This is a genomic window from Mobilisporobacter senegalensis (genome assembly GCF_003752155.1).
GTDB lineage: Bacteria > Bacillota > Clostridia > Lachnospirales > Lachnospiraceae > Mobilisporobacter > Mobilisporobacter senegalensis.
Genome location: NZ_RJVG01000006.1, coordinates 94,884 through 119,443, shown reverse-complemented (window position 1 = coordinate 119,443; position 24,560 = coordinate 94,884). Strand labels below are relative to the sequence as shown.

At 33.7% G+C, this 24,560-nt stretch carries 18 protein-coding genes; 16 read left to right on the top strand and 2 right to left on the bottom strand.

Annotated features, from left to right (window positions below; all coding sequences use genetic code 11):
* Positions 1 to 86: 86 nt before the first annotated feature.
* Positions 87 to 440 carry a PilZ domain-containing protein gene (locus tag EDD66_RS11095; protein WP_123609656.1) on the top strand — a complete coding sequence of 118 codons (354 nt, stop codon included), beginning with the start codon at positions 87 to 89 and terminating at the stop codon, positions 438 to 440.
* 114 nt (positions 441 to 554) lie between these two features.
* On the opposite strand, the gene fliK is transcribed toward EDD66_RS11095, so the two are convergent.
* Positions 555 to 2,483 (bottom strand): flagellar hook-length control protein FliK, encoded by a 1,929-nt coding sequence (gene fliK / locus EDD66_RS11090; protein ID WP_170164336.1) that lies wholly within the window; start codon positions 2,481 to 2,483, stop codon positions 555 to 557.
* A 382-nt stretch (positions 2,484 to 2,865) separates the two neighbouring features.
* On the opposite strand from fliK, the gene gltB reads away from it, so the two are divergent.
* Positions 2,866 to 7,425, top strand: a complete 4,560-nt coding sequence (gltB, locus tag EDD66_RS11085) for a glutamate synthase large subunit (RefSeq protein WP_123609654.1) — start codon at positions 2,866 to 2,868, stop codon at positions 7,423 to 7,425.
* Positions 7,426 to 7,436: 11 nt separating this feature from the next.
* Positions 7,437 to 8,924 (top strand): glutamate synthase subunit beta, encoded by a 1,488-nt coding sequence (locus tag EDD66_RS11080; RefSeq protein WP_123609653.1) that lies wholly within the window; start codon positions 7,437 to 7,439, stop codon positions 8,922 to 8,924.
* Positions 8,925 to 9,258: 334 nt separating this feature from the next.
* Here the strand turns inward: EDD66_RS11080 and EDD66_RS11075 are convergent, their stop codons facing one another.
* The gene (locus EDD66_RS11075) at positions 9,259 to 10,281 is read right to left on the bottom strand and encodes a LacI family DNA-binding transcriptional regulator (RefSeq protein WP_123609652.1); all 1,023 of its coding nucleotides are present in this window, start codon (positions 10,279 to 10,281) and stop codon (positions 9,259 to 9,261) included.
* A gap of 321 nt (positions 10,282 to 10,602) precedes the next feature.
* Between EDD66_RS11075 and EDD66_RS11070 the strand changes: the two genes are divergently transcribed.
* The 13 genes from EDD66_RS11070 to EDD66_RS11010 all read left to right on the top strand — a co-directional run bounded on the left by EDD66_RS11070 (position 10,603) and on the right by EDD66_RS11010 (position 24,542).
* Positions 10,603 to 10,833 carry a hypothetical protein gene (locus tag EDD66_RS11070; RefSeq protein ID WP_123609651.1) on the top strand — a complete coding sequence of 77 codons (231 nt, stop codon included), beginning with the start codon at positions 10,603 to 10,605 and terminating at the stop codon, positions 10,831 to 10,833.
* Entirely contained in the window at positions 10,826 to 12,154 is a 1,329-nt protein-coding gene (locus tag EDD66_RS11065) for a DUF4832 domain-containing protein (RefSeq protein WP_123609650.1), read from the top strand. The genes EDD66_RS11070 and EDD66_RS11065 overlap by 8 nt, the downstream gene beginning before the upstream one ends.
* Positions 12,155 to 12,165: 11 nt before the next feature.
* Positions 12,166 to 13,455, top strand: coding sequence for an acyltransferase domain-containing protein (locus EDD66_RS11060; protein WP_123609649.1), 1,290 nt, complete (start codon positions 12,166 to 12,168; stop codon positions 13,453 to 13,455).
* A gap of 11 nt (positions 13,456 to 13,466) precedes the next feature.
* The gene (locus EDD66_RS11055) at positions 13,467 to 14,561 is read left to right on the top strand and encodes a DUF4832 domain-containing protein (protein WP_123609648.1); all 1,095 of its coding nucleotides are present in this window, start codon (positions 13,467 to 13,469) and stop codon (positions 14,559 to 14,561) included.
* Positions 14,562 to 14,589: 28 nt separating this feature from the next.
* Entirely contained in the window at positions 14,590 to 15,891 is a 1,302-nt protein-coding gene (locus EDD66_RS11050) for an MFS transporter (RefSeq protein ID WP_123609647.1), read from the top strand.
* A gap of 39 nt (positions 15,892 to 15,930) precedes the next feature.
* Complete coding sequence (locus EDD66_RS11045) at positions 15,931 to 17,217, top strand: Gfo/Idh/MocA family protein (RefSeq protein WP_123609646.1); 1,287 nt, start codon at positions 15,931 to 15,933, stop codon at positions 17,215 to 17,217.
* Complete coding sequence (locus tag EDD66_RS11040) at positions 17,218 to 18,171, top strand: ABC transporter permease (protein ID WP_207667778.1); 954 nt, start codon at positions 17,218 to 17,220, stop codon at positions 18,169 to 18,171.
* Complete coding sequence (locus EDD66_RS11035; RefSeq protein ID WP_123609645.1) at positions 18,171 to 19,070, top strand: carbohydrate ABC transporter permease; 900 nt, start codon at positions 18,171 to 18,173, stop codon at positions 19,068 to 19,070. The genes EDD66_RS11040 and EDD66_RS11035 overlap by 1 nt, the downstream gene beginning before the upstream one ends.
* Positions 19,071 to 19,134: 64 nt before the next feature.
* The gene (locus tag EDD66_RS11030) at positions 19,135 to 20,592 is read left to right on the top strand and encodes an extracellular solute-binding protein (protein ID WP_123609644.1); all 1,458 of its coding nucleotides are present in this window, start codon (positions 19,135 to 19,137) and stop codon (positions 20,590 to 20,592) included.
* 174 nt (positions 20,593 to 20,766) lie between these two features.
* Positions 20,767 to 21,531 carry a glucosamine-6-phosphate deaminase gene (gene nagB / locus EDD66_RS11025; protein WP_123609643.1) on the top strand — a complete coding sequence of 255 codons (765 nt, stop codon included), beginning with the start codon at positions 20,767 to 20,769 and terminating at the stop codon, positions 21,529 to 21,531.
* A 6-nt stretch (positions 21,532 to 21,537) separates the two neighbouring features.
* On the top strand, positions 21,538 to 22,470 hold the full coding sequence (locus EDD66_RS11020) for an ROK family glucokinase (protein WP_123609642.1): 933 nt from the start codon (positions 21,538 to 21,540) through the stop codon (positions 22,468 to 22,470).
* Positions 22,471 to 22,488: 18 nt separating this feature from the next.
* The gene (locus EDD66_RS11015; RefSeq protein WP_123609641.1) at positions 22,489 to 23,409 is read left to right on the top strand and encodes a nucleotidyltransferase family protein; all 921 of its coding nucleotides are present in this window, start codon (positions 22,489 to 22,491) and stop codon (positions 23,407 to 23,409) included.
* A gap of 20 nt (positions 23,410 to 23,429) precedes the next feature.
* Entirely contained in the window at positions 23,430 to 24,542 is a 1,113-nt protein-coding gene (locus EDD66_RS11010; protein ID WP_123609640.1) for a phosphotransferase enzyme family protein, read from the top strand.
* Positions 24,543 to 24,560 lie beyond the last annotated feature (18 nt).

The window sequence follows — 24,560 nt, the reverse complement described above, 5'->3', positions numbered from 1 at the left end:
GATTTACTTTTAAGAAAACAACCTTGTATATTTTACCAATATGTAATATAATGATACCAATATTTGTAAAGTATTCGGAGGTTAAAATGATTGAAAAAAGAAAAAGCAAGCGATTTCCAATTAGTTTAAAATTAGAGATTTCATCATTATTTAAACAGGATAATATTCATGTGGATAATATTAATGAACCAATTGAAGTTATTAATGTTTCAAAAACAGGAATAGGCTTTAAATCAAAGGGTGATCTGCCTCTGGAGTATTATTTCAATGCCTGCATTCAATTAGGAGGTCCGCTTTCAAAACTTTATACAGTGGTAAAAATTGTTCGAAGAGAAGATCGTGATGAAAGTAATCTCTATGGATGTGAATTTGTAGGAATGTCTTCTGTTTTAAATTATATATTCGATGAATTTGAGGCAGGTTTTTTAGAAAGCAATTAAAAATATCAAGGTCTAAGTTACAAATAATATCAGCGTATATATTCAGTAGATACCAATCAACTGAATATATACGCTGTTTTCACTTTTTCACCGCTTGATTCAAAGTTTTGATACTTAGGCACGTATATCAAAACTATATCTTTTCAGACTGGATATTTGAGGTTCTTTTTCGATAAAGTCTTTTACAATATCAATCTCTTTTTCTTTTTTTAGAATCTCTGAATGAACAAGGAATCCTTTTCTGATCAATATTTCTCCCAATTCATCAATATGTTCACTTACCAATTGAATGGAGTCATCGGTTTCCAGATAGAATTTCGCCAGAATCTGATTATAATTTAGAGTTACGTGAATATCCATGCTGCCCAGATGATCCATATCAAGATGCAATAGGGCACTTACATTATTCTTATTCTTTTTCAATTCTTTCTTATTGGTATATACATACAATTCGCTATGAACCGTTTTGTTTCTTAAATGCAATGGCAGTTGGACATAGGTAAATAACTCATTTAATGTTTTCATAAAATCGAGATTTTGCTTTGTGGCTGTGATATCATTCTCTAGTTTATGGATGGAGGTATTTGTACTTAGTTCTTCAAATGTCTTGTTTAAGTTAGTAGTTAGTTCTTCCAGTTCAGATAGCTGTTTGTACATTTTTTCATAAAGAGAAGGAACAGAGTTTTCTTTCTTAAGAAAGTCAGGCGTCAGGGTCCATTTGGATAATGAATGTTCTTTTAGTATATTTTTATAGCTTTTGCCTGTAAGGATACGATTCATTAATTTTTCATCCATCAGTGGAAGATAATCTTTAATATAAGATAATACTTCTTTGGTCGTAATTGTTCCGGACAAGATTGCCTGTTTGATTTCCCTGGAAGGTGGAATACTCTCCAATTGCTGTAATAAATCAATTCGATCTTCTGAAGAAAGAAAAGCACCTATTTGTCCTGATTCGTATTGATAGGATGAAAATTGTTCCATAATCTCATTTATAAGAGGGATTTTAAATGCATCCTGATTGAGGTTTAGCCTTGAAGGATCTACTTCACCATCCGCCATTAAAGATTCCAGAATATTCTCGTCGGCTTTTATTGCTAATTCAAAATCTTTATAGAGAGTGGTAACTACATCCATAAAATCAGCTTTTTGATTCATTATATCAGCCCTTAAGCCGGTATCCAGAGGATATTTCTCAAGGAGCAATAATAGTTCCTGTGTTTCTTTATTTGCAAGGCTAAGAGTAGAAGGAACAGTGGTGTTATCTGTTTTAGTGTCATCAGATAAGAGTATTTGAAGTATTTGTTCATTAAAGGCAGCCATTTTGTCAGCAGAGCCCATTTTTCCTAAGTCTTCCATTAAGTTTGGGAGGATATTTGTGATCTGCTCTACTTCTTTTACTATTCTGTGCTCGTAATTCCGATAATTTTCAAACTGTTTTCCATTGGTTTCATTTATAGGTATATTATGCTTGGTCATTAAGACTAATGTGGATATACTGGTATCTTTATGTACTAAGGAAGCACGAAAGATATCCTGGATACTTTGTTTATCAATGGACATCTGATGATTTAATAATTCCTGTACAATTTCCTGATTGGAATTTGTCTTAGGAAGACCGGCTGCCTCTAACGCTTCCATTATTGTTGATTTTAATGGAGAAGAAGTAGTATTCATTAGTTCAAGACCAGGATGATTATTTTGATCTATTATTACTTGAAAAGTTATCCTTTGCCCCATTTTTAATTCAGAGGTTCCTTTATATGGAACAGTAATAATATCTTTATTTGGAAGCTTAATAGATACTTCATTTCTTTTAATATCAATGACTTCTCCGGTCAGGATCTGTCCTGTTGGGACATTTGCTGTGGGAGAAGCTGTCTGTGTGCCTGTCAAAGAAGTATTATTTAAATTTCCCTGTGTATTTGAACCAGAGGATACAGCACTATAATTACTATATCCCGTCTGCCTTCCAGTATTTCCATTACCTGACAGGGAATTTGATGCTTTATTGGAGTTTTGGGAAACTTGTATTGAATTCATGGTACACCTCGATTCAAAGGAAAATCCAAAGTTCATGATCTTGTGATATTTGCTGTTATTAAATATATCGTACCATCAGTGAAAATCATTATATGAAAATAAAATAAAATCATATTAAAAAAATTCAGGTAAAACAAAGAGTTATCCATGTAACACAAAAAACAACTTAATTATTTAAGAAATTTTGAATATAAGCGTTATTTGTTTAATTAAAATTAAAAAATAGTTGATTTTATTAATATAATATATTATAATCACCACATTGAACAAAGACGTTCTTGGAATTTATCCAAGGGCGTTTTTTTTCGCAAAGGCAACGTTATTTATAGAATGTTATGTAATGATTAATATGCATAAAAGTAAAGGAAAGAGAGGAAGGCATATGAGTTATAGCATGTTAGAAGAAGGAAAACAAGGACCATGCGGATTATACGACCCTAGATTTGAGCATGATAACTGCGGTATTGGTGCTGTTGTTAACATTAAAGGTAAGAAAACACATAATACAGTGGAAGATGCACTTACCATTGTTGAGAATCTGGAACACCGTGCAGGAAAAGATGCAGAGGGCAAGACAGGAGATGGTGTTGGTATCCTTTTGCAAATCTCCCACAATTTTTTTTCTAAGGCTGTAAAACCACTTGGAATTAAGCTTGGAAATGAAAGAGATTATGGAATCGGTATGTTCTTCTTCCCTCAGGATGAGTTAAAAAGAAATCAGGCAAAAAAAATGTTTGAAATCATTGTTGAAAAAGAAGGTATGGAGTTTTTAGGATGGAGAGATGTGACGAATGTTCCTGAAGTATTAGGAAAGAAAGCGTTAGATTGTATGCCTTATATTATGCAGGGGTTTGTTAAAAGGCCTAAAAATGTAAAAAAAGGTCTTGATTTTGATAGAAAACTTTATATTGCAAGAAGAACATTTGAACAAAGTAATGATAATACTTATGTTGTTTCTTTATCAAGCAGGACTATCGTATACAAGGGTATGTTCATGGTGAAGCAGTTACGTCTGTTCTTTGAAGATTTACAGGATAAAGATTATGAATCAGCGGTTGCAATCGTTCATTCCCGTTTTAGCACCAATACAAATCCAAGCTGGCAAAGAGCACATCCAAACCGTGTGATAGTACACAATGGAGAGATTAATACTATACGTGGTAATGCAGATAAAATGCTTGCAAGGGAAGAAACTATGGAATCTAAATATTTAACAGGTGAGATGCATAAAGTGCTTCCTGTAATTAATAGCGAAGGTTCTGACTCTGCAATGCTTGATAATACATTAGAATTCCTTGTAATGAGTGGAATGGACCTGCCTCTGGCCGTTATGATTACAATTCCGGAGCCATGGTATAAAGACAATAATGTTACCGGTGCGAAAAGAGACTTCTATCAATATTATGCAACAATGATGGAACCTTGGGATGGTCCTGCATCTATTCTCTTTAGTGATGGAGATATTATGGGTGCAGTACTGGATCGAAATGGACTCAGACCATCCAGATATTACATTACAGATGATGACAGGCTGATTCTTTCATCAGAAGTAGGTGTATTGGAATTTCCAGCTGACAGAATCGTGAAGAAAGAAAGATTAAGACCAGGTAAAATGCTTTTAGTAGATACCGTAAAAGGGGAATTAATCTCTGATGAGGAATTAAAAGAGACATATGCGAAAAGACAGCCATATGGGGAATGGTTAGACAGTAATTTAGTAGAACTTAAGAATCTTTCTATTCCAAATAAAAAGGTTATAGAATATTCTGATGAAGAACGTGCAAGACTTCAGAAAGCATTTGGTTATACTTATGAAGATTATAAGACTTCCCTTCTTCCTATGGCTAAAACAGGAGCAGAACCAACTGCGGCTATGGGTGCGGATATTCCTCTTCCAGTATTATCAAAGAGAGAACAGCCTTTATTTAATTATTTCAGACAGTTATTTGCACAGGTAACCAATCCTCCAATTGATGCAATTCGTGAAGAAATTGTTACATCAACCACTGTTTATATTGGAGAAGATGGAAACCTCCTAGAAGAAAAAGCTGAGAATTGTAAAGTATTAAAGGTACGAAATCCAATCCTTACAAGTACAGATTTATTAAAGATTAAGAATATGAAAGTAGATGGATTCAGGGTAGAAGTAATTCCGATCATTTATTATAAGAATACCTCCCTTGAAAAAGCAATTGATCATCTTTTTGTAGAAGCAGACAGAGCTTATAAGGATGGAGCCAATATATTGATTCTATCTGACCGTGGCGTGGATGAGAATCATGTGGCAATACCTTCTTTGCTGGCAGTATCTGCTCTTCAGCAATACTTGGTGAAAACCAAGAAGAGAACTTCCCTGGCAATGATATTAGAAAGTGCAGAACCAAGAGAGGTACATCATTTTGCTGCTTTACTTGGATATGGAGCATGTGCGGTAAATCCATACCTTGCCCAGGAATCTATTAAAGAATTAATTAGTAGTAATTTACTTGATAAAGATTATTATGCTGCAGTCAATGACTATAATGATGCGGTATTGCATGGAATTGTAAAGATTGCCTCTAAGATGGGTATCTCAACAATACAGTCTTATCAGGGCTCTAAGATATTTGAAGCGATAGGTATCAGCAGAGATGTAATTGATAAATACTTTACCAATACAGTAAGCCGTATTGGGGGTATCAATATGAAAGACATTGAAGAACAGGTTGATTCTCTTCATACAAAAGCATTTGATCCTCTTGGATTAAATGTGGATTTAACTTTAGAGAGCAGTGGAAGTCATAAATTAAGAAGTAATAAAGAAGAGCATTTATATAATCCTCAAACAATCCACTTGCTGCAGGAAGCCACCAGAACAGGCAATTATGATACATTTAAAGAATATACTTCCTTAGTAAATAAAGAAGAAGATGCGGTTAATCTAAGAGGATTACTGGAATTTAATTATCCTGAGAAGGAAGTTCCTCTGGAGGAAGTGGAAGGAATTGACTCCATTGTAAGAAGATTTAAAACAGGTGCAATGTCCTATGGTTCTATTTCACAGGAAGCACATGAAACTTTAGCCATTGCGATGAATAATTTAGGTGGTAAATCAAACAGTGGTGAAGGTGGAGAAAGTCCTGAAAGATTGAAAACAGGAGCAGATGGAATTAATCGATGTTCTGCAATTAAACAGGTTGCTTCCGGCAGGTTTGGTGTAACAAGTGAATATTTAGTAAGTGCGAAAGAAATACAGATTAAGATGGCACAGGGAGCAAAACCTGGGGAAGGCGGACAATTACCGGCAGAAAAAGTATATCCATGGGTAGCAAAAACAAGACACTCAACTCCAGGTGTAGGCCTTATTTCACCACCACCTCATCATGATATTTATTCTATCGAGGATCTGGCACAGTTAATCTATGATTTAAAGAATTCAAATAAAGATGCAAGAATCTCTGTTAAATTAGTATCGGAAGCAGGTGTTGGTACCGTTGCAGCAGGTGTTGCCAAGGCAGGAGCAGGAGTTATTTTAATCTCTGGATTTGATGGCGGTACAGGAGCTGCCCCACGTAATTCCATCTACAATGCAGGTCTTCCTTGGGAACTGGGTCTTGCAGAGACTCATCAGACCTTAATCATGAATGGATTACGTTCAAAAGTAGTGATTGAAACAGATGGTAAATTAATGAGTGGCCGGGATGTATTGGTAGCAGCACTTCTTGGCGCAGAAGAATATGGTTTTGCAACTGCTCCATTAATTACTATGGGCTGCGTTATGATGAGGGTATGTAATCTGGATACCTGTCCAGTTGGCGTAGCGACCCAGAACCCGGAACTTAGAAAGAAATTCCGCGGAAAACCAGAGTATGTTGAAAACTTTATGAAGTTCATTGCTATGGAATTGCGTGAACTTATGGCAAAACTAGGTATACGTACTGTGGATGAATTAATCGGAAGAACGGATTTATTAAAATTAAAAGATTTATCAAATTCAGAAAAAGGAAGTAATATAGATATGTCTGCAATCCTGGCAAATCCTTATGCAAAGGAAAAGAAGGGTAATTGCTTTGATCCAAAGCAGATATATGATTTTGAATTAGACAGTACTATTGATGAAAAGGCTCTTTTAAAACAATTAAAATCTGCAATAGAGAAAAAAGAACCTAAAAAGATTGCCGTAGATGTTACGAACATAGACCGTTCACTGGGAACGATACTTGGCTCTGAACTTACCAAAGCATTTGGAAGTACTTTAGAAGAAGATACTTATGTAGTAAAGTGTAATGGCAGTGGCGGCCAAAGTTTTGGTGCATTTATTCCAAAAGGATTGACTTTAGAATTAGAAGGGGACAGTAACGACTACTTTGGTAAAGGTTTATCCGGTGGTAAATTAATCGTATATCCTCCAAAAGGTTCTAAATTTGAAGCCGATCAAAATATTATCATTGGTAATGTTGCTTTCTATGGTGCTACAAGTGGTAAAGCTTATATTAACGGTGTGGCAGGAGAACGTTTCTGCGTACGTAATTCAGGTGTTATCGCTGTTGTAGAAGGTGTTGGTGACCATGGCTGTGAATACATGACAGGTGGCAGGGTCGTAGTACTGGGAACAACCGGTAAGAACTTTGCGGCAGGTATGAGCGGTGGTATTGCTTATGTACTTGATGAAAAAAGTGATTTATACCGTAAATTAAATAAAGAATTGATTTCATTTGAATCGGTTACAGAGAAATATGATGTACTGGAATTAAAAAACATGATCATTGATCATGTAAATGCTACCGGTTCTAAAAAAGGAGAAGAAATCTTAAATAATTTTATGGATTACCTGCCTAAATTTAAGAAGATTATTCCACATGACTATAGACGTATGCTTATGACCATTGTTCAGATGGAGGAAAAAGGATTAAGCAGTGAACAGGCACAAATTGAAGCATTCTTTGCCAATACAAGAGGATAGGAGGGAATATCATGGGAAAACCAACAGGATTTATGGAATATGAAAGAAGCAGTAACAAAGGAATAAGTCCAAAGATACGAATTAAAAATTTTAATGAATTCCATACTCCTCTTTCAGATGAGGAAAGGAAATGTCAGGCAGCCAGATGTATGGATTGCGGAGTCCCTTTCTGCCAATCAGGAATTCTAATTGGCGGAATGACATCGGGATGTCCATTAAATAATGTGATACCGGAATGGAATGATTTATTATACACAGGAAACGATGAGCAGGCTTTAATGAGATTATTTAAGACAAATAATTTTCCAGAATTCACAGGAAGAGTATGTCCGGCACCTTGTGAAGCCGCCTGTACCAATGGAATAAACGGAGACCCGGTGGCTATTAAGGAAAATGAAGATGCGATCATTGAGAATGGTTATGAAAAAGGATATGTAAAAGCAAATCCACCAAAGGTCAGAACCGGTAAGAAAATTGCAATTATAGGTTCGGGTCCGTCAGGATTGGCAGCTGCTGACCAATTAAATAAGAGAGGACATTCAATAACAGTGTTTGAACGTTCTGATAGAGTGGGCGGACTATTAAGATATGGTATTCCTAATATGAAGCTTGAAAAGCATGTAATTGATCGCAGAATTGACATTATGAAAGAAGAAGGTGTTGAATTTATCACTGGTGCAAATGTTGGTGATAATGTAAAAGCTTCTGAGATCTTAAAGAATTATGACCGTGTAATTCTGGCATGTGGTGCATCAAATCCCAGAGATATTAATGTGTCAGGAAGAAAATCAAAAGGGATATATTTTGCAGTAGACTATCTGACAAGTATTACAAAAAGTTTATTGGATTCTGATTTTGAAGATAAAGCTTATATTAATGCCAAAGATAAGAATGTATTGGTAATCGGTGGAGGTGACACCGGCAATGACTGTGTAGGAAGTGCAATCCGACACGGTGCTAAATCTGTAGTGCAATTAGAGATGATGCCAAAACCACCGGAACAGCGCAGTGATGACAATCCATGGCCACAATGGCCTAAAGTTTTAAAAACAGATTATGGTCAGGAAGAAGCAATTGCAGTATTCGGTAAAGATCCAAGAGTGTACCAAACTACAGTGAAGGAATTCATTGCAGATAAGAATGGTAATGTATGTAAAGCTAAAATTGTAAAGCTTGAGAGTAAATTAAATCCAGATACCAAGAGATATTCCATGGTTGAAGTAAAAGGCAGTGAAGTAGAGATAGAGGCAGATCTTGTACTTATTGCAGCTGGATTCTTAGGAACCCAGGAGTATGTGGCAAAAGCATTTGGTATAGAATTGAATGAAAGAACAAATGTAACCACAAAAAAAGATCAATACCAGACTAATGTGGAAAAAGTATTTGTGGCAGGTGATATGCACAGAGGCCAATCACTTGTTGTATGGGCAATCAGAGAAGGCCGCGAAGCGGCAAAAGCAGTGGATATCCATTTGATGGGATATAGCAACTTGGCATAAGCCAAGATAACGCGTACGCGTTATCTTGAGCCACTACGTTAGTAGTGGCAATAGAATAAATAAAAAGAAACCAAGAGTGTATTTCTCTTGGTTTCTTTTTATTTATTCTATGCTTATGCTACGAGTAAGTAGCGCAGCGGATTACGAGTGGCTTAAAAGGATAATTAAAACTCTGTTAATTAGACATAATCAAAAAATCAAGAGAGCTTTTCTCTTGGTTTTTTGATATTTATTATGTGCTTATGCTACGAACAAGTAGCGAAGCGAATTGTGAGTGGTTTAAGCACATGAACAAGTATACCAACAAGTAAATGAGTTAATTTCAGAAAAATTTTCATGTTGAACTACGTTTAATTAAACAAGTAGGTAAAATTACCTTTTTAGGAAGAAGATTATCTCCATTCATTCTAGCAAGTAGAAGATCCACAGCAACCATACCAATTTCTTTAGTGGGAATTTCAATCGTTGTCAATGGCGGATTAGAATATTTAGAGACTTCAATATTGGAAAGTCCGATTACAGCAACATTATCAGGAACTGATATGTCATTATCATACAAACTGCTTAAAGCGGCCATTGCCATAAGATCACTTGCAGCAAAAAACGCTGTGGGATAATTATTTGTTTTGATTAAATGATTCATTTTCTCGATACAAATATCTTCATCCCAAGAACAATCAATTACCCATTCAGGCTTAACATTAAGACCAGCTGAATGTATTGTGGAATAATAACCTTTATAACGTTGGCTTTCCTTAATATTTTTTGTTGGACCGCCACCTCCAATATAGCCTATGTTTTTATGACCTTTTTCTATAAGATGCTGAACTGCCATAGTTGAAACATTATAATGATCATATGCAACATTATCAATGTCACCACGCTTTGTATCAATACCAACAATATAAGGAACCTGATTTTTAATAAATTCATAACTTTCATCGCTAAGAGGAACCATGAGAATAAGTCCAGAGACTGATTCGCTAAAGGTAGTAAATAATTTTTTCTTGTCTTCTAGTTCAGGGCCAGTTTTAATAAAAGAAATTTCATATCCCTTTTCTATTAACCTAGATTCTATTCCATTTAATATAGACATAAAATATGGATCATTGTATTTCTTTTCAGTAACACTTAAAACACATCCAATCTTAATATCGCTTTTAATTGATTCGATTTCTACTTTTTTAGATTTAATTTTCCCGGTTGAGCTAGTTTTGTAATTTAGTTTAGTTACAGCTTGCCATACTTTCTCTCGGGTTTCATCCGTCATCTTATAAGTAGAATCGTTATTAAGTACTCTTGACACAGTAGCTGTTGATACTTGTGCTAATTTCGCCACATCTCGAATTGTACTCATTTATTATCCCCCTTTAATAGTAAACATTCATATTTAGTTTCGTAATATATTACGTTAATGAATGTAATGTAATCTAAATAATAGATTATATTATATAGAGATGATTGTCAATATTCAAAACATTAAAATAGATTAGTGTGGATTTAATTGTTTAATTAGCTAAAATACTAGAAATACCTAATTAACGAAATATTAAAAATAAAACGAAAAAATATGTTTACATATTAGTAAACAGGTGATATAATTTTAACATAACATTTACTAAACAAACGTAACAAAACGTAACAAAACAAGCGTAATACTATAGTAAAGTAGGTAAAAATGAAAGAAGCACATTGCAAACATTGTGGTAAAAGAATATATAATGATGAAATTGCCCTAAACATCAAAATATTTGGAAAACAGGTTGGGTATATCAGGTGTTATGACTGTCTTTCCGAATTCTTAGGCTGTAAAAGTGATAAATTAAGAAAGACTTCGCTGTTTTATAAAAATACAGGATGTTCTATTTTTCAAGTTAAGTATACATATGAAGGAGAGCCAAATGAGTAACCAAGTTATTGTATATCCAGAAATAAGCAAAGCATTAATTACCAATCCTGGTATTGGATTCATTGCATCCCCACAGCTTATGGGAGAAGTAGAAATAGTAAAAGATAACAAAGGTAATGAAGCGAGAAAATATAAATTTACCAAGAATAGTAAAACGTGGAATCATCCCGATAGTAAAGTATATTATTGTGGAGTCACCTGGAAGGAAATGGAACCTAAAAAAGGAGAGTACAGGTGGGATATTTTAGAAAAAAAATTAGATTATGCCAAATCTCTTGGATGTACGGCCGTAGTACGGTGTTTGCCTTATACATTAAGTGATGAAGAAGATATCCCTACATGGTATCGAATGGAATATAAGGAAGAACCTGAGTTCCCATTTTGGAGAGTAGATCCAGTAACCACTCCTTATGTTGAATATTGGTCTGAATTTATTGAAAATTTTGGGGATCATTTTGATGGTCATCCATTAATCAGCTCAGTTGATATGGCCATCGTTGGCGCATGGGGGGAAGGCGGAGGAACAGAATTTTTAGAGGAACAAGCAATAAGACGTATTACTGATGCGTACATTAATCATTTTAAGATAACTCCTATGCAGGCATTACTGCATGATCCCAAGTCGTTAAAAATTATAAATGAACGGAATGAAACTATAGGTTTTCGAGTAGACTGTCTTGGCGATATGGGAGGATTCCATGGAGACGAATGGTCTCATATGTTGGATTTCTACCCACAAAACATTCAAAACTTTAATATGGGTGATTCTTGGAAAAAGGCACCAGTTGTATTTGAAGCTTGTTGGCATATGAACGACTGGTATAACCAAGGCTGGGATATTGATTATATTATTGATGAGTCATTAAAATGGCATATTTCATCTTATAACAGCAAAGGAACTACAGTTCCCTACGAGTGGAAAGATAGTGTAGAACGCTGGCTTTTAAAAATGGGATATCGTTTTGAAATTAGAAAATTTACATATGAACAAAAAGTTAAGAGAGGGCAATCCCTTCCTATTAGTATTTTAACGGCAAATGTAGGAGTAGCCCCAATTTATCATAATTATCCATTAACTATAAGACTTCGGAATAACACTGAAATTTTTTCATTTGCGATTAAAGAAGATATAAGGGAATGGCTTCCTGATATGGATATATTGTGTAAGGAAAGTATATTGATACCATCTGATATACCATGTGGTGAATATATAATTGAAATAGGAATAGAAACAGGAATTAAAGAAATAGGAAATATAAAGTTTGCTATTTCTGGAGAAGAAGATGGTTACTATCCAATGGGTAAAATATCGATTGAATAAGAGGAGGATTTATGAAAATGAAACTGTTATTTAAGGAATGTATTGACTATTGTGGATTTGATTATTTACCAGAAGGTATAGAAGAATTTTATGATAGTTATATTGGGGATAACAAAAAAGAACTTATAGACCGCAAATTTCTGAATCATATTTTTGAAAAATATGATTTGTCTCATGACAAACAGGATCTAATCGTTAAAGCATATGAGGCTATTGAGCAGGATGAAAAACTATTTCATTTTACAAAATTTTTAGTATGGGATATGTGCAGCGCCAGAAATCGATGTGATGTTGATAATTATAAAAATATGACGCCTGCTTGTATGTCAAAGTATGGAGAAATGTATTCATTATTACTACTCCTTGCATGTGTGGAACCAGCTATGAATTTGTTAAAGGAAAGAGGAGTTCCAGTTGAATATTACGAAGGTATACCTTATCGATCAATGGACAATCAGTTTAAGAAACTAATTGAAAATGGAGATACAACGGTTAGTGATTTCCCTTGGGATATGAATTTTTATACCTGTTCTATTTATTTAATGGATCGCTTTTTATTTATTCCATGTAAATTTGAAGATTCCTTTACTATGTACAGAAATAATAAAACAAAAAAGGTTATCGCTTTAAGACATGGAGAGGAAGAATTCAGAGGAGATGGCCAAATAAATGGAATTAACGACGTTTATGATGAAAAAGGAAAATTTACTACAGAGTGGAAGGAATCGGAAAATACAATAACTGGGAATCCTATCAGCCCTATGGGATATGTAAAGAAAGAGAAGATTACCCTTGATAAGGATGAATGGAAGTTAGCATTAAAACAAGGAGATATTTTGTTAGCATTACATGTACCTGCAGGTCCTGGATATAATCCAGAACGGTTAAAGAACTCAATGGAGTTAGCAATTGAATTCTATGATAAATATTTTCCAGAATTAAAAGTGAAAGGTTTTTGGAGCGAAAGCTGGCTTTATGATTCCAGATTATCATTAGTTTTAGATAATGATACAAGTAATATAATTAAAGTTCAGAGACAATTCTATCTCTATCCAATTAAAGCAGGGGATTCCATGCTACGCTATGAAGTATTTGGTGATTGGAACGCGGATCCACACAAGATCGAATTAAAAACATCTTTACAGAAGGCTGCCTTAGGTTATATGAATACGGGAGGTAGATTTAATAATCTAAGTATGGTTGTCCTTCGTGAGGATGTGGATAAGATTGGAAATAACACTTATATAAACAAAGAAGATATTGAGGATTTTAAGAGAATCGTGGATATACATCTAAAATAGAAAGGATTTATATGGGCAAATATTCATTAGAAAATTATGAAATCTATAAAACAAAGAAGATAAGGCCTGATTTATTAAAAACAGCTACTGATAATTATGGGAGGGGACAAATAACATATATTAACTGCTCTTGGGCTGATCTAGAACCAAAAAGGGGTTGCTACAAATTAGAGTCTATTTTGGATGAGGTGTCAAAAACGGCTAATCCAGTACTTATCTTAAAACCTGATTACCCAGATTGGATTAATATTTATCCAGAAGAATGTTTTGCAAGATTTATTCGAAGAGTAGGTAGTTTCTTTTTGGGAAAGGATATTCGTCTTATAGGAGTTGTTATATCTACCATAGGTAACAACGTTATAGAATGGAATGCATATATTGAAGGATTCAAAGATATTACCCTATTTGCAGATGTACATAACTATGAATTAATCCGTTTTTTAAAAAATGAGAATCAGAATTTTGGTCTATGGATTTCTTGCAATGAAGATAATTGGATTTCTTGTTGTGAAGATTTGGCTTCTCAAAACTTACAATGTAATTGGGAGAGAAAACCAACACTGCTTCATGTAATAGAGGATTCCTGTGGATTTCAGGTGATAAGGCAGTCAAAACAATGGCATGCAGGATTCTCTAATAAAAAACTTGATTTGGGGTTTTTGCTAGCTTTAAGAAGGTTAACTTATCCAGATAAAGTATCAAGTAATGGTGTTTTACCTATGCGTTTCTGGTTTGCAAATAATGGAGATTCACCTTGTTATAATGAATTATGTATAAAACTACAATTAGTGCGGGGAGATGAATCCTATATTATACCTTTGCTAAATTCACCAACAAACTGGCATGTAGGAGATATTATTCATAATGAAATCATACAGCTTCCAAATCTTTTAGAAGGTAATTATTCTATATCTGTTGGCCTTTTTTATAAAAATAATGATCCTGTATATATGGCAATCAATCAAAATAATATGGATGGGTTTTATAAAATGGGAGAATTAACTATTGACTACACAAACCGTGATAATTTGAAAAATGTTTGGGAGTATTATTATCCGGAAGGATATTATCCATTAGAGGATCCTCAGTCACCGGAATCAGAATAGTAACTTAATATTTTGGCAAAGGATACATATGAATAGAAAAATAAAGAAGATATATTTTAGCAACAAAGAATTAACAGAAGATGATTATCATAAAAGCCAATTGAAACTTATTCTGGAAGGATCAACTGCTGGGATAATCTTTGCACTTACGGTAGGAACCTTTCTTACTGGCTTTCTAAGATATTTAGGAGCATCACCACAGTATTGTGCGATTATAGGGGCGGTTCCCCAATTGGGATGTATTTTACAACTTATATCTCCATATGTATTTGAACGATTGCGACAAAGAAAATTTTTAATATGTATTTGTGCTTTTATATTTCGCTTTTCTGTTGGTACTATAATATTTGTTCCCTTCTTGGTGCAGGGGAAGAAAATGATTCTTATCATCATTATGATTATATATACCTTAGCTTTTATGGTTGCAGGGTTTGTAACCCCTGGATTAAATAATTGGACCCTTACGGTAGCTCCAAAACATGGTAGAGGACGATTTCTAGCCATTAAGGATATTACCGCTATGTTATGTGTTTCTGCTATTTCGATAGTGGTTAGTAAGATATTAGATTATTACAAATTGCAAGGTAATATCATGATAGGATTTGGAATTATGTTTAGTATTTCACTCCTAATATCTATCTTTGACTTTATATTAATTTCCCAGGTTGGTGAACCACTCACACATCATGAAATCATTAAGGAACCGCTTGTTAATTTAATAAAAAGACCATTACAAGATAGTAAATTTCGAAAAATCATATTATTTTTAAGTATCTGGAATTTTGCCATACAATTCTCTGTATCGTTCATTCCAATTTTCATGTTATCTACATTAGGATTAGGTTATTCTTTTATATCAATAGTAACTGTCTTAAGTAATGTGGTTAGCATGTTTGCAACATATCTATGGGGAAAACTAGCAGATGCAACAACTTGGTTTCTTTTATTAAGAATAAATGGATTAATTATAGCAGCCTGTTATCTGGGATGGACTTTTGTAACAAACGATAACGCAAAGGCATTGGTTCCAGTAGTTCAGATATTGCTTATCAGCAGTAATGGAGCATTTAACATGGCTTCAAATAATCTACAGTTTGATTTAGCACCTGTTATGGGTAAAACTGCATATTTGGGTGTAACTGCTGCCGTAGCAAGTGTAATTAGCTTTTTAGGAGCAATATTAGGATCTGTATTCTCTAAAGTAGCCCAATCTATAGAGATTAATATTTTATTTCATACAATATCAAATTTACAGATATCATTTTTTATAACAAGTGTATTATTGATTACAGCTATTTTAATCTTTAAACATATTCGTGAAATTCTGTAACCATTCAATATAAAATTATACATACAGGAGGTAACTAATTTGAGACTAGCATTAGTGGGTGCGGGGCAAAGAGGAATGATATATGCAACATATGCGTACCATTCAAAAAATGCTGAAATTGTTGCAGTAGTAGAGCCTGATAAAACTAGAAGAAAGGTCGCTGCAGATTCATTTAAGATTTCAGCAGATATGCAATTTGAAACCGTGGAGGAGTTTTATCGGTTAGGAAAGGTTGCAGATGCAATTATAATTGCATCAATGGATCGGGATCATTATAGCCAGACAATGGCTGCCCTGGATTTGGGATATCATATTCTATTGGAAAAGCCTATTTCTCCTAATCCTAAGGAGAGTTTAGAAATTAAAGAAAAAGCAAACAGTCTTAATCTCAATGTGGTTGTATGCCATGTGCTTAGATATACTAATTTTTTTGCAACCATAAAAAGTATCATTGATAGTAAAGAGTTAGGTAATGTCATTTCAATTCAGCATAATGAGAATATCGGAAACTTTCATATGGCACATTCTTTTGTACGTGGAAACTGGAGACGAGCAAGTTTATCCAGTCCATTAATCATGCAGAAATCATGTCATGATATGGATATCTTGACTTGGCTGGTGGGTAGTGAAGCAAAACGTATTTCTTCATTTGGCAGTTTAAAATTCTTTAAAGAAGAAAATGCACCTGAGAATAGTTCGGACAATTGCCTTACCTGTAAAGCATCTAAAAATTGTAGGTTTGATGCAAAAAAAGCATATTTACCAGTTGCCGGTAATTGGCCAGCTACTCTTTTATCTCAGGATCAAAGTAAAGAAGGAATTCTTAAGGCATTAGAAACAGGTCTATATGGAAGATGTGTATATCGGTGTGATAATGATGTCTGCGATAATCAGGTAGCATTAATTGAATTTAAAAATGGAGTTACAGTAAGTTTTAATCTTAGTGGGTTTACAAACAAAATGTGTCGAACCATAAAAATTATGTGTGAAAATGGTGAGATACGAGGTGATGACAGCACCAATATTATAGAGATAACACGTTTTGTTTCTAATGCAGTAAATCAATATGAGCAAAAAGTAATTCATCCTGGAATAGTGGAAGGAGCTCATGGTGGTGGTGACATAGGACTAATGAATGACTTCTTAGATGTGTTAAATGGAAAAAGTGACTCGATTAAATCATCGATTGATCAATCAGTAGAAAGTCATATCATGGCCTTTGCAGCAGAAGAATCAAGAATCAGCGGGCGAATTATTGATATAGACGATATGAAAGTAAAACTGATGCAGGAAGAAAGTTCAAATTATAAAAGTGTGGTGAGATAAATGAAATCTAATAATGATATGATACTTCCAAAGAAAAAGAAGAATGTTATCCTAAGAGAATTAAAAGAAAATAGAATGTTATATTTAATGTGCGTTCCAGGTCTTTTAGTTATGCTACTTTTTTGCTATATACCATTTTCTGGTATTTGGATGGCATTTACGGACTTTAATGTGGTAGACGGAATATTTGGTAGCCCTTTTGTAGGTCTTGATAATTTTAAATATTTTTTTGCTAAAAACAGTATGGGGTGGAAAGTCACTTATAACACCTTATACATTAATTTCTTTGGGATTATTCTAGGACTGATAGTACCAATCAGCATTGCAATTTTTTTAAATGAGATAAAAAGTAAAATTTTCAAAAAATTAACGCAAAGTATGATGTTTTTCCCATATTTTCTGTCATGGGTTGTTGTAGGTGCCATCATTTACGGCTTATTTTCAACAGATGTCGGTGTAGTAAATCATATTCTATCTTATTTTGGCGTAAAACCAATTAGCTGGTATTCTCAGCCACAGTATTGGAAAGCAATTATCATTTTTGCAAATGTATGGAAATGGAGTGGATATAATTCCATCATCTATATGGCAGCAATGTCAAATTTTGATCACTCCCTTTTTGAAGCTGCTAAGGTGGACGGGGCAAATAAATTTCAACGTATTATAAATCTCACAATTCCTATGCTGAAACCAACAGCAGTTATATTAACCTTAATGAGCATTGGACGGATTTTCTATGGTGATTTTGGAATGATTTACGGTATCATAGGCAATAATCCTGTGTTGATTGACGAAGTTACTGTTATTGATACTTATGTATATCAATCGATGCGTACCTTAGGCTTTTCTTATTCTACTGCTATAGGTTTATTCCAATCTATTATGGGATTGATATTAGTTACGATTGCTAATAAGGTTTCCAAGAAAATAAATGATGGGGAGGGGTTATTTTAATGAATAATAAAAGAAAAAAATCATTTAGTGATAGAAGTATCAGTATAATTGCTTACTGTTTCATAGGTTTTTTTGGAGTAATCTGTCTATATCCGTTAATTCTTACCTTGAGTGCATCGCTTTCTTCAGAAAAGGATATTGTAAGGTTTGGTTATTCGCTTATTCCTAAAGATTTTACTCTTGATACATATCATTATATGTTTTTGAATAGTGGAAAGCAAATTTTAAAATCATATGGTATTACTATTTTTATCACTGTGGTAGGTACTGTCGGTGCAATGATAATTACTAGTATGATGGCCTTTGCAATATCTATAAGGACTTTAAAATATCGGAATATTATAGCTTTTATTTCTAATTTTACAATTGTCTTTTCAGCGGGTTTAATTCCTTGGTACGTAGTATGTGTAAATTATTATAATTTAAAAAATAATATTCTAGCATTAATTCTTCCATCTATTTTTAGTGTGTGGAATATGTTCCTAATGCGTACATATTTTTCGAGTATTTCTCCTTCTTTGTATGAGGCAGCGAAAATTGATGGTGCGAATTATTTTACGATTTATTGGAAGATAGCAATCCCTTTAAGTAAAACTGCTGTATTGACAGTTGGCTTAATGTATGCATTACAATACTGGAATGATTGGTGGAATGCTCTGATTTTTATAAATGATAAAGATTTATTTCCATTACAGTATTATTTATACACAATATTATCTAATGTTAATGCAATAAGTTCAGGGCGTATTCCGGCGGGTGCATCTGCTGGTATAACGTTACCAATGGAAACAGTTAAAATGGCAGTGACAGTAATAACCATTGGGCCAATTATTTTCTTATATCCTCTGGTACAAAAGCACTTTGTTCAAGGGATAATGACTGGCGCCGTAAAAGAATAGGATAAATGATAATTGATGTTAAGCCTAAGAAGCTAAACATAGATAAAAAAAAGGAGGAAATGTTATGAAAAAGCTAAAAAGATTAGCTCTTATGACTATAATGCTAATTGCCGTTAGTATTATAGGAGGGTGTAGCAGTAAAACAGATGACAAACTTGAGACACTTACCATTCTATATCCTGGAGATGAAGGTGAAAGGATGTCAGAATTTATGGAGAATGAATTTGCAGAAAAAATGGCAGAAGATCTTAATGTAAAAGTAGAAGTGATTTATGTGCCATGGGATCAGTATTGGGAACAGAAAGATATTATGCTGGCAGCAAACGAGCCTATAGATTTATATTGGGATGGGCTTCCAAGTCTCTCTACAATGGTTAATAAAAAACAGGCTAGAGTTTTGAACGATTTGATTGACCAATATGGTCAAGATATGCTTAAAGTACTTCCAAAAGAACAATTGGAAGGGGCGACAATTAACGGTGATATTTACGGCATTCCTTCCTCGTATGCTCCGTCTTCAGCAATGTACCAGTTGGTGTGTGTACGTCAGGATATTATGGATGCAGTAGGAATGACAAAATTAAATACTGCGGAAGATCTAAAAGAATTTGCAAAAAGAACAAGTGAAAAGTTTCCAGATTTAAAGGGACCTTCGGATATCATTTTTAAACCATTGACAAGATATTTTGAAGATGAGCCATTAACATTTATAGCTGCAGAGGATCTTATAGTATTTGGGGAAGACACAAATAAAGTATACAGCTATTATGAGGCGGAAGCATTTAAAAAAGTGGCTAAGTTTAACCGTGAAATGTATCAGTCAGGATATTATTCGGATGATTTAACAATTAAATATAATGAACGTGATTCTCGTATGCAAACAGGTCAATACACTTGGGTAGAGGGTTCATTAGGTAAAGAAAACGAGATTATCGATACTGTAAAAGCTAATGCTCCAGATGCAAAGTTAAAGAGCTATCTATTGGCAGAAGAAAAACCTCGTTATATTATAGCAACTGGTGGTGAGGTTTTATGTATTCCACAAACTGCACCAAATCCAGAAGGAGCTATGAAATTCATTAATTGGTTATATTCTTCAGAGGAAAATTACTTATTTGCATTATATGGGGTAGAAGGTAAGGATTATGAAATTGTTGATGGAAGAATTAAAAAAATTGCAGATAATGATTTCTTCTATGAATGGATGTTCAGAAACCAGAATTATCAATTATTTTCCCCAGACATTGATCAATCATATATTGATTTATATAAAAGCTGGGATGATAATGCAATTCGCTCAAAAACTTTAGGTTTTAATTTTAATAATGAGAATGTAAAAGAAATTGAAACTGCTATAAAAGAAGTTGGTCTCAAAGATTTTGCAGCTATTCGTTCAGGTTTCGTAGATTTCGACACGGAATATCCAAAAGCCGTAAAGAAATTAAAAGAAGCTGGTATTGATGAATATATTGCAGAGGTACAACGCCAATTTGATGAATTCCTTGCTTCACAAGAGAATTAATTTCTATGATTTAGAGCATCATATCAAAGGTGATATGTGAAGACTCACAGATTGCTCTTAATGTGTGTTTAAAAGGCCACCTTTTATGTGTAATTTTAGTAGATTTGAAGCAATGGATTACACAACTGGTGGCCTTTTTCTTTTATTAAATTACGGAAAGTAGGCATCTTACATATGAAACTATATCAAGTAAATGATTATCAGGAAATGAGTAGAAAAGCAGCCAATATTATATCTGCAAAAATAATTTTGAAACCACAATGTGTAATAGGTCTAGCAACAGGATCTACACCTATTGGAATATATAAGCAGTTAATTGAGTGGTATAAAAAGGGAGATTTAGATTTTAGCGAAGTAAAGTCTATAAACCTTGATGAGTATAAGGGATTAGACGAAAACCACAAGCAAAGCTATCATTATTTTATGAATAAGAATTTTTTTTATCATGTTAACTTTAAAAAGGAAAATACGAACCTGCCAAATGGTATGGCTGATAATATAGATGCAGAATGTGACAGATATAATCAAGTAATTACGAACTTAGGAGAAATAGATCTACAGTTATTAGGCCTTGGACATAATGGACATATTGGATTTAATGAACCAGGAGAAGAGTATAAAAATGGTACTCATTGTGTTGCATTATCAGAAAGTACAATTGAAGCAAATTCACGTTTATTTGAAGAAGGGGAAGTAATACCCAAATATGCTTTTACTATGGGTATTCGTTCAATCCTCAAGGCTAAAAAAATTCTTCTTGTTGTAAGTGGCAAAGATAAGGCTGATATATTAAATCAGGTACTAAATGGACCAGTTACTCCAAAAGTCCCAGCTTCTATTTTACAGTTTCATAATGATGTTACTGTTGTAGCTGATAAAGGGGCATGTTCAAAAATAAACGAAGACACTTTAATAAGTCTTAGGCAGGAGATGATATAGGATTCTATGAGTGAATATTGTTTAGGGATAGATTTAGGTGGTACAACAACAAAATTAGGATTATTTAGAAAAAGTGGCAAACTTATAGAAAAATGGGTGATTCCTACTGATTCAACGGATAATGGAATGCATATATTACTGGATATCACTGAATCCATTAACAATAAGTTAGATATTTTGGGTATTAATCAAAAAGAATTAGCAGGTGTGGGAATTGGTATTCCAGGACCTGTTAAAGGCGGAATCGTAACAACTTGTGTTAATTTGGGATGGGTTAATAGGGATGTAAAAGCAGAACTTAACAATCTGCTGAAACTTCCTATTGAAGTAGGAAATGACGCTAATGTTGCCGCATTAGGCGAAATGTGGCAAGGAAGTGGAAAAGGAAGTCACAATTTAGTAATGATTACATTAGGTACTGGGGTAGGAAGTGGTATTGTAATAGATGAAAAAATAGTTTCTGGATTTTTTGGTGCGGCAGGAGAAATTGGACACATGCCTATTTTACATGAGGAAACAACATATTGTGCTTGTGGGAAACAGGGGTGTCTGGAACAGGTGTCCTCAGCTACAGGTATTGTGAATGAAATGAAAAAAAAATTAGAGTGCACCAGCAATCTATCAGTATTAAAAAATATAGATAGTTTGACAGCGAAGGATATATTTGATGCTGCAAGATCAGGTGATATAATGGCAAGTCAAGTTATTGAGAATGCTGGATATTGGCTTGGAACTGCATTAGCATCTATTACTAGTGTTCTTGATCCAGATGTATATGTTATTGGTGGTGGATTATCCAATGCAGGTGATTTTTTTGTAGATAAAGTATCAAAGTATTATAGACAAAAGGTATTACATGTATGCAAAAAAACAATGATAAAAAAAGCAGAATTAGGAAATGACGCAGGAATTTATGGTGCAGCACGGATGGTTTTATAGAATAGGAGGATTGTGAATATGAAAGAACCAGTATTAGTAATCATGGCAGCAGGTATGGGAAGTAGATATGGAGGATTAAAACAGATTGATCCAGTAGATGATATGGGTAATCTTATTATAGATTTTTCTATTTATGATGCAATAAAAGCAGGATTCAAAAAGATTGTATTTATTATAAAAAAAGAAATTGAGAGTGATTTCAAAGAAATGATTGGAAGACGTATCTCTGATTATATAAAGGTAGAATATGTATATCAGGAGTTAAGTCGTTTGCCAGAAGGTTATGAAATCCCAGAGGGTAGAAAAAAGCCTTGGGGAACAGGACATGCAGTTCTATGTTGTATGGATAAGATTGATGGGCCTTTTGCTGTAATTAATGCAGATGATTATTACGGGAGAGAAGCTTTTCAAATGATATATGATGCTCTTTTAAATACAGAAGATGATTCAAAATATAGATATTCTATGGTAGGTTATACACTGGAAAATACATTGACAGACCATGGTCATGTGGCAAGAGGTGTATGTGATATTTCTATAGATGGTAAATTAAAAGAAATTCATGAAAGAACACATATTGAAAAACAGGGACAGGAGGCGGTTTTCACGGAAGATGATGGGAATACATGGGTTGCTATTCCTAAATCAAGTACAGTTTCTATGAATATGTGGGGATTTACAAACAGTATTTTGACAGAATTAAATAATAGATTTAAATCATTTTTAGATAGTCAAGCATTGGAAAATCCATTAAAGAGTGAGTATTTTTTACCTACGATTATCAGCGATTTGTTGAAAGAGAATAAAGCAACTGTAGAAGTATTACATTCAAATGATAAATGGTTTGGAGTTACCTACAAGGAAGATAAGGAAACAGTTGTAAATGCGATAAAAGATTTTAAGACCAACGGTATTTACCCAAAACAGTTGTGGAATTGAATGATGATAGGAGAAAGTATATGACAAGAGAAGAACGTTGTGCAAAAATCGAGGAAGCTATTAAAGCTTTAGATTTTAAAGGAAATTATATAAAACATGAAAGATATGGGAATGGTCATATTAATGATACTTTTCTGATCCAATTTAATCAAGATGATAGGAATGTAAAATATATACTTCAGAGAATGAATCATGAGATATTTAAGGATCCAGATCAGTTGATGAAGAATATATGTGGAATTACAGAATTTTTAAAGAAAAAAATAACAAAAAGTCATGGTGATGTAAATCGCGAAACAATGAATGTAATTGATACGAAAAAAGGCGAGCCTTTTTACAAGGACAGCATTGGTTCTTATTGGAGAGCATATCAATTTATAGAAGATGCTATCAGCTATGATCAGGTTGATAAGCCAGAAGACTTTTACCAAAGTGCAGTTGCATTTGGGCGATTTCAGCATCTGTTATCTGACTATAAAGCTGAGTCACTATATGAAACAATACCCAATTTCCATAATACTCCAACTAGGTATCAGACATTTAAAGAAGCAGTCAAAAAGGATATATGTGGAAGAGCTAAAAATGTTACACCTGAAATAGAATTTATTTGTAATAGAGAAGATGATATGAAAATATGTATGGACTTGTTAAATAAAGAGCAGCTTCCTCTTCGTGTTACCCATAATGATACAAAACTGAATAATATTATGATTGATAATAAAACAGGAAAAGGTATCTGTGTGATTGATTTAGATACAGTTATGCCAGGACTTTCTATTTTCGATTTTGGAGATTCTATCCGATTTGGTGCGAATACTGCAGCAGAGGATGAAACAGATCTATCAAAAGTATCCCTAAATCTTCAATTATTTGAATTATATGCTAAAGGTTATCTAGAAGGTTGTAATGGTAGCTTAACTAAGAAAGAAACAGAAATGCTTCCAATGGGTGCAAAGACTATGGCCCTAGAATGTGGGATGCGCTTCTTGACAGATTATCTCCTGGGAGATACTTATTTTAGAATACATAGGGAAAATCATAATCTTGACCGCTGCAGAACTCAATTAAAACTTGTCGAAGATATGGAGTATAAATGGGATGAAATGAATTCTGTTATTAAAAAATATATGTAATAGTCTCTAACTTAAGCA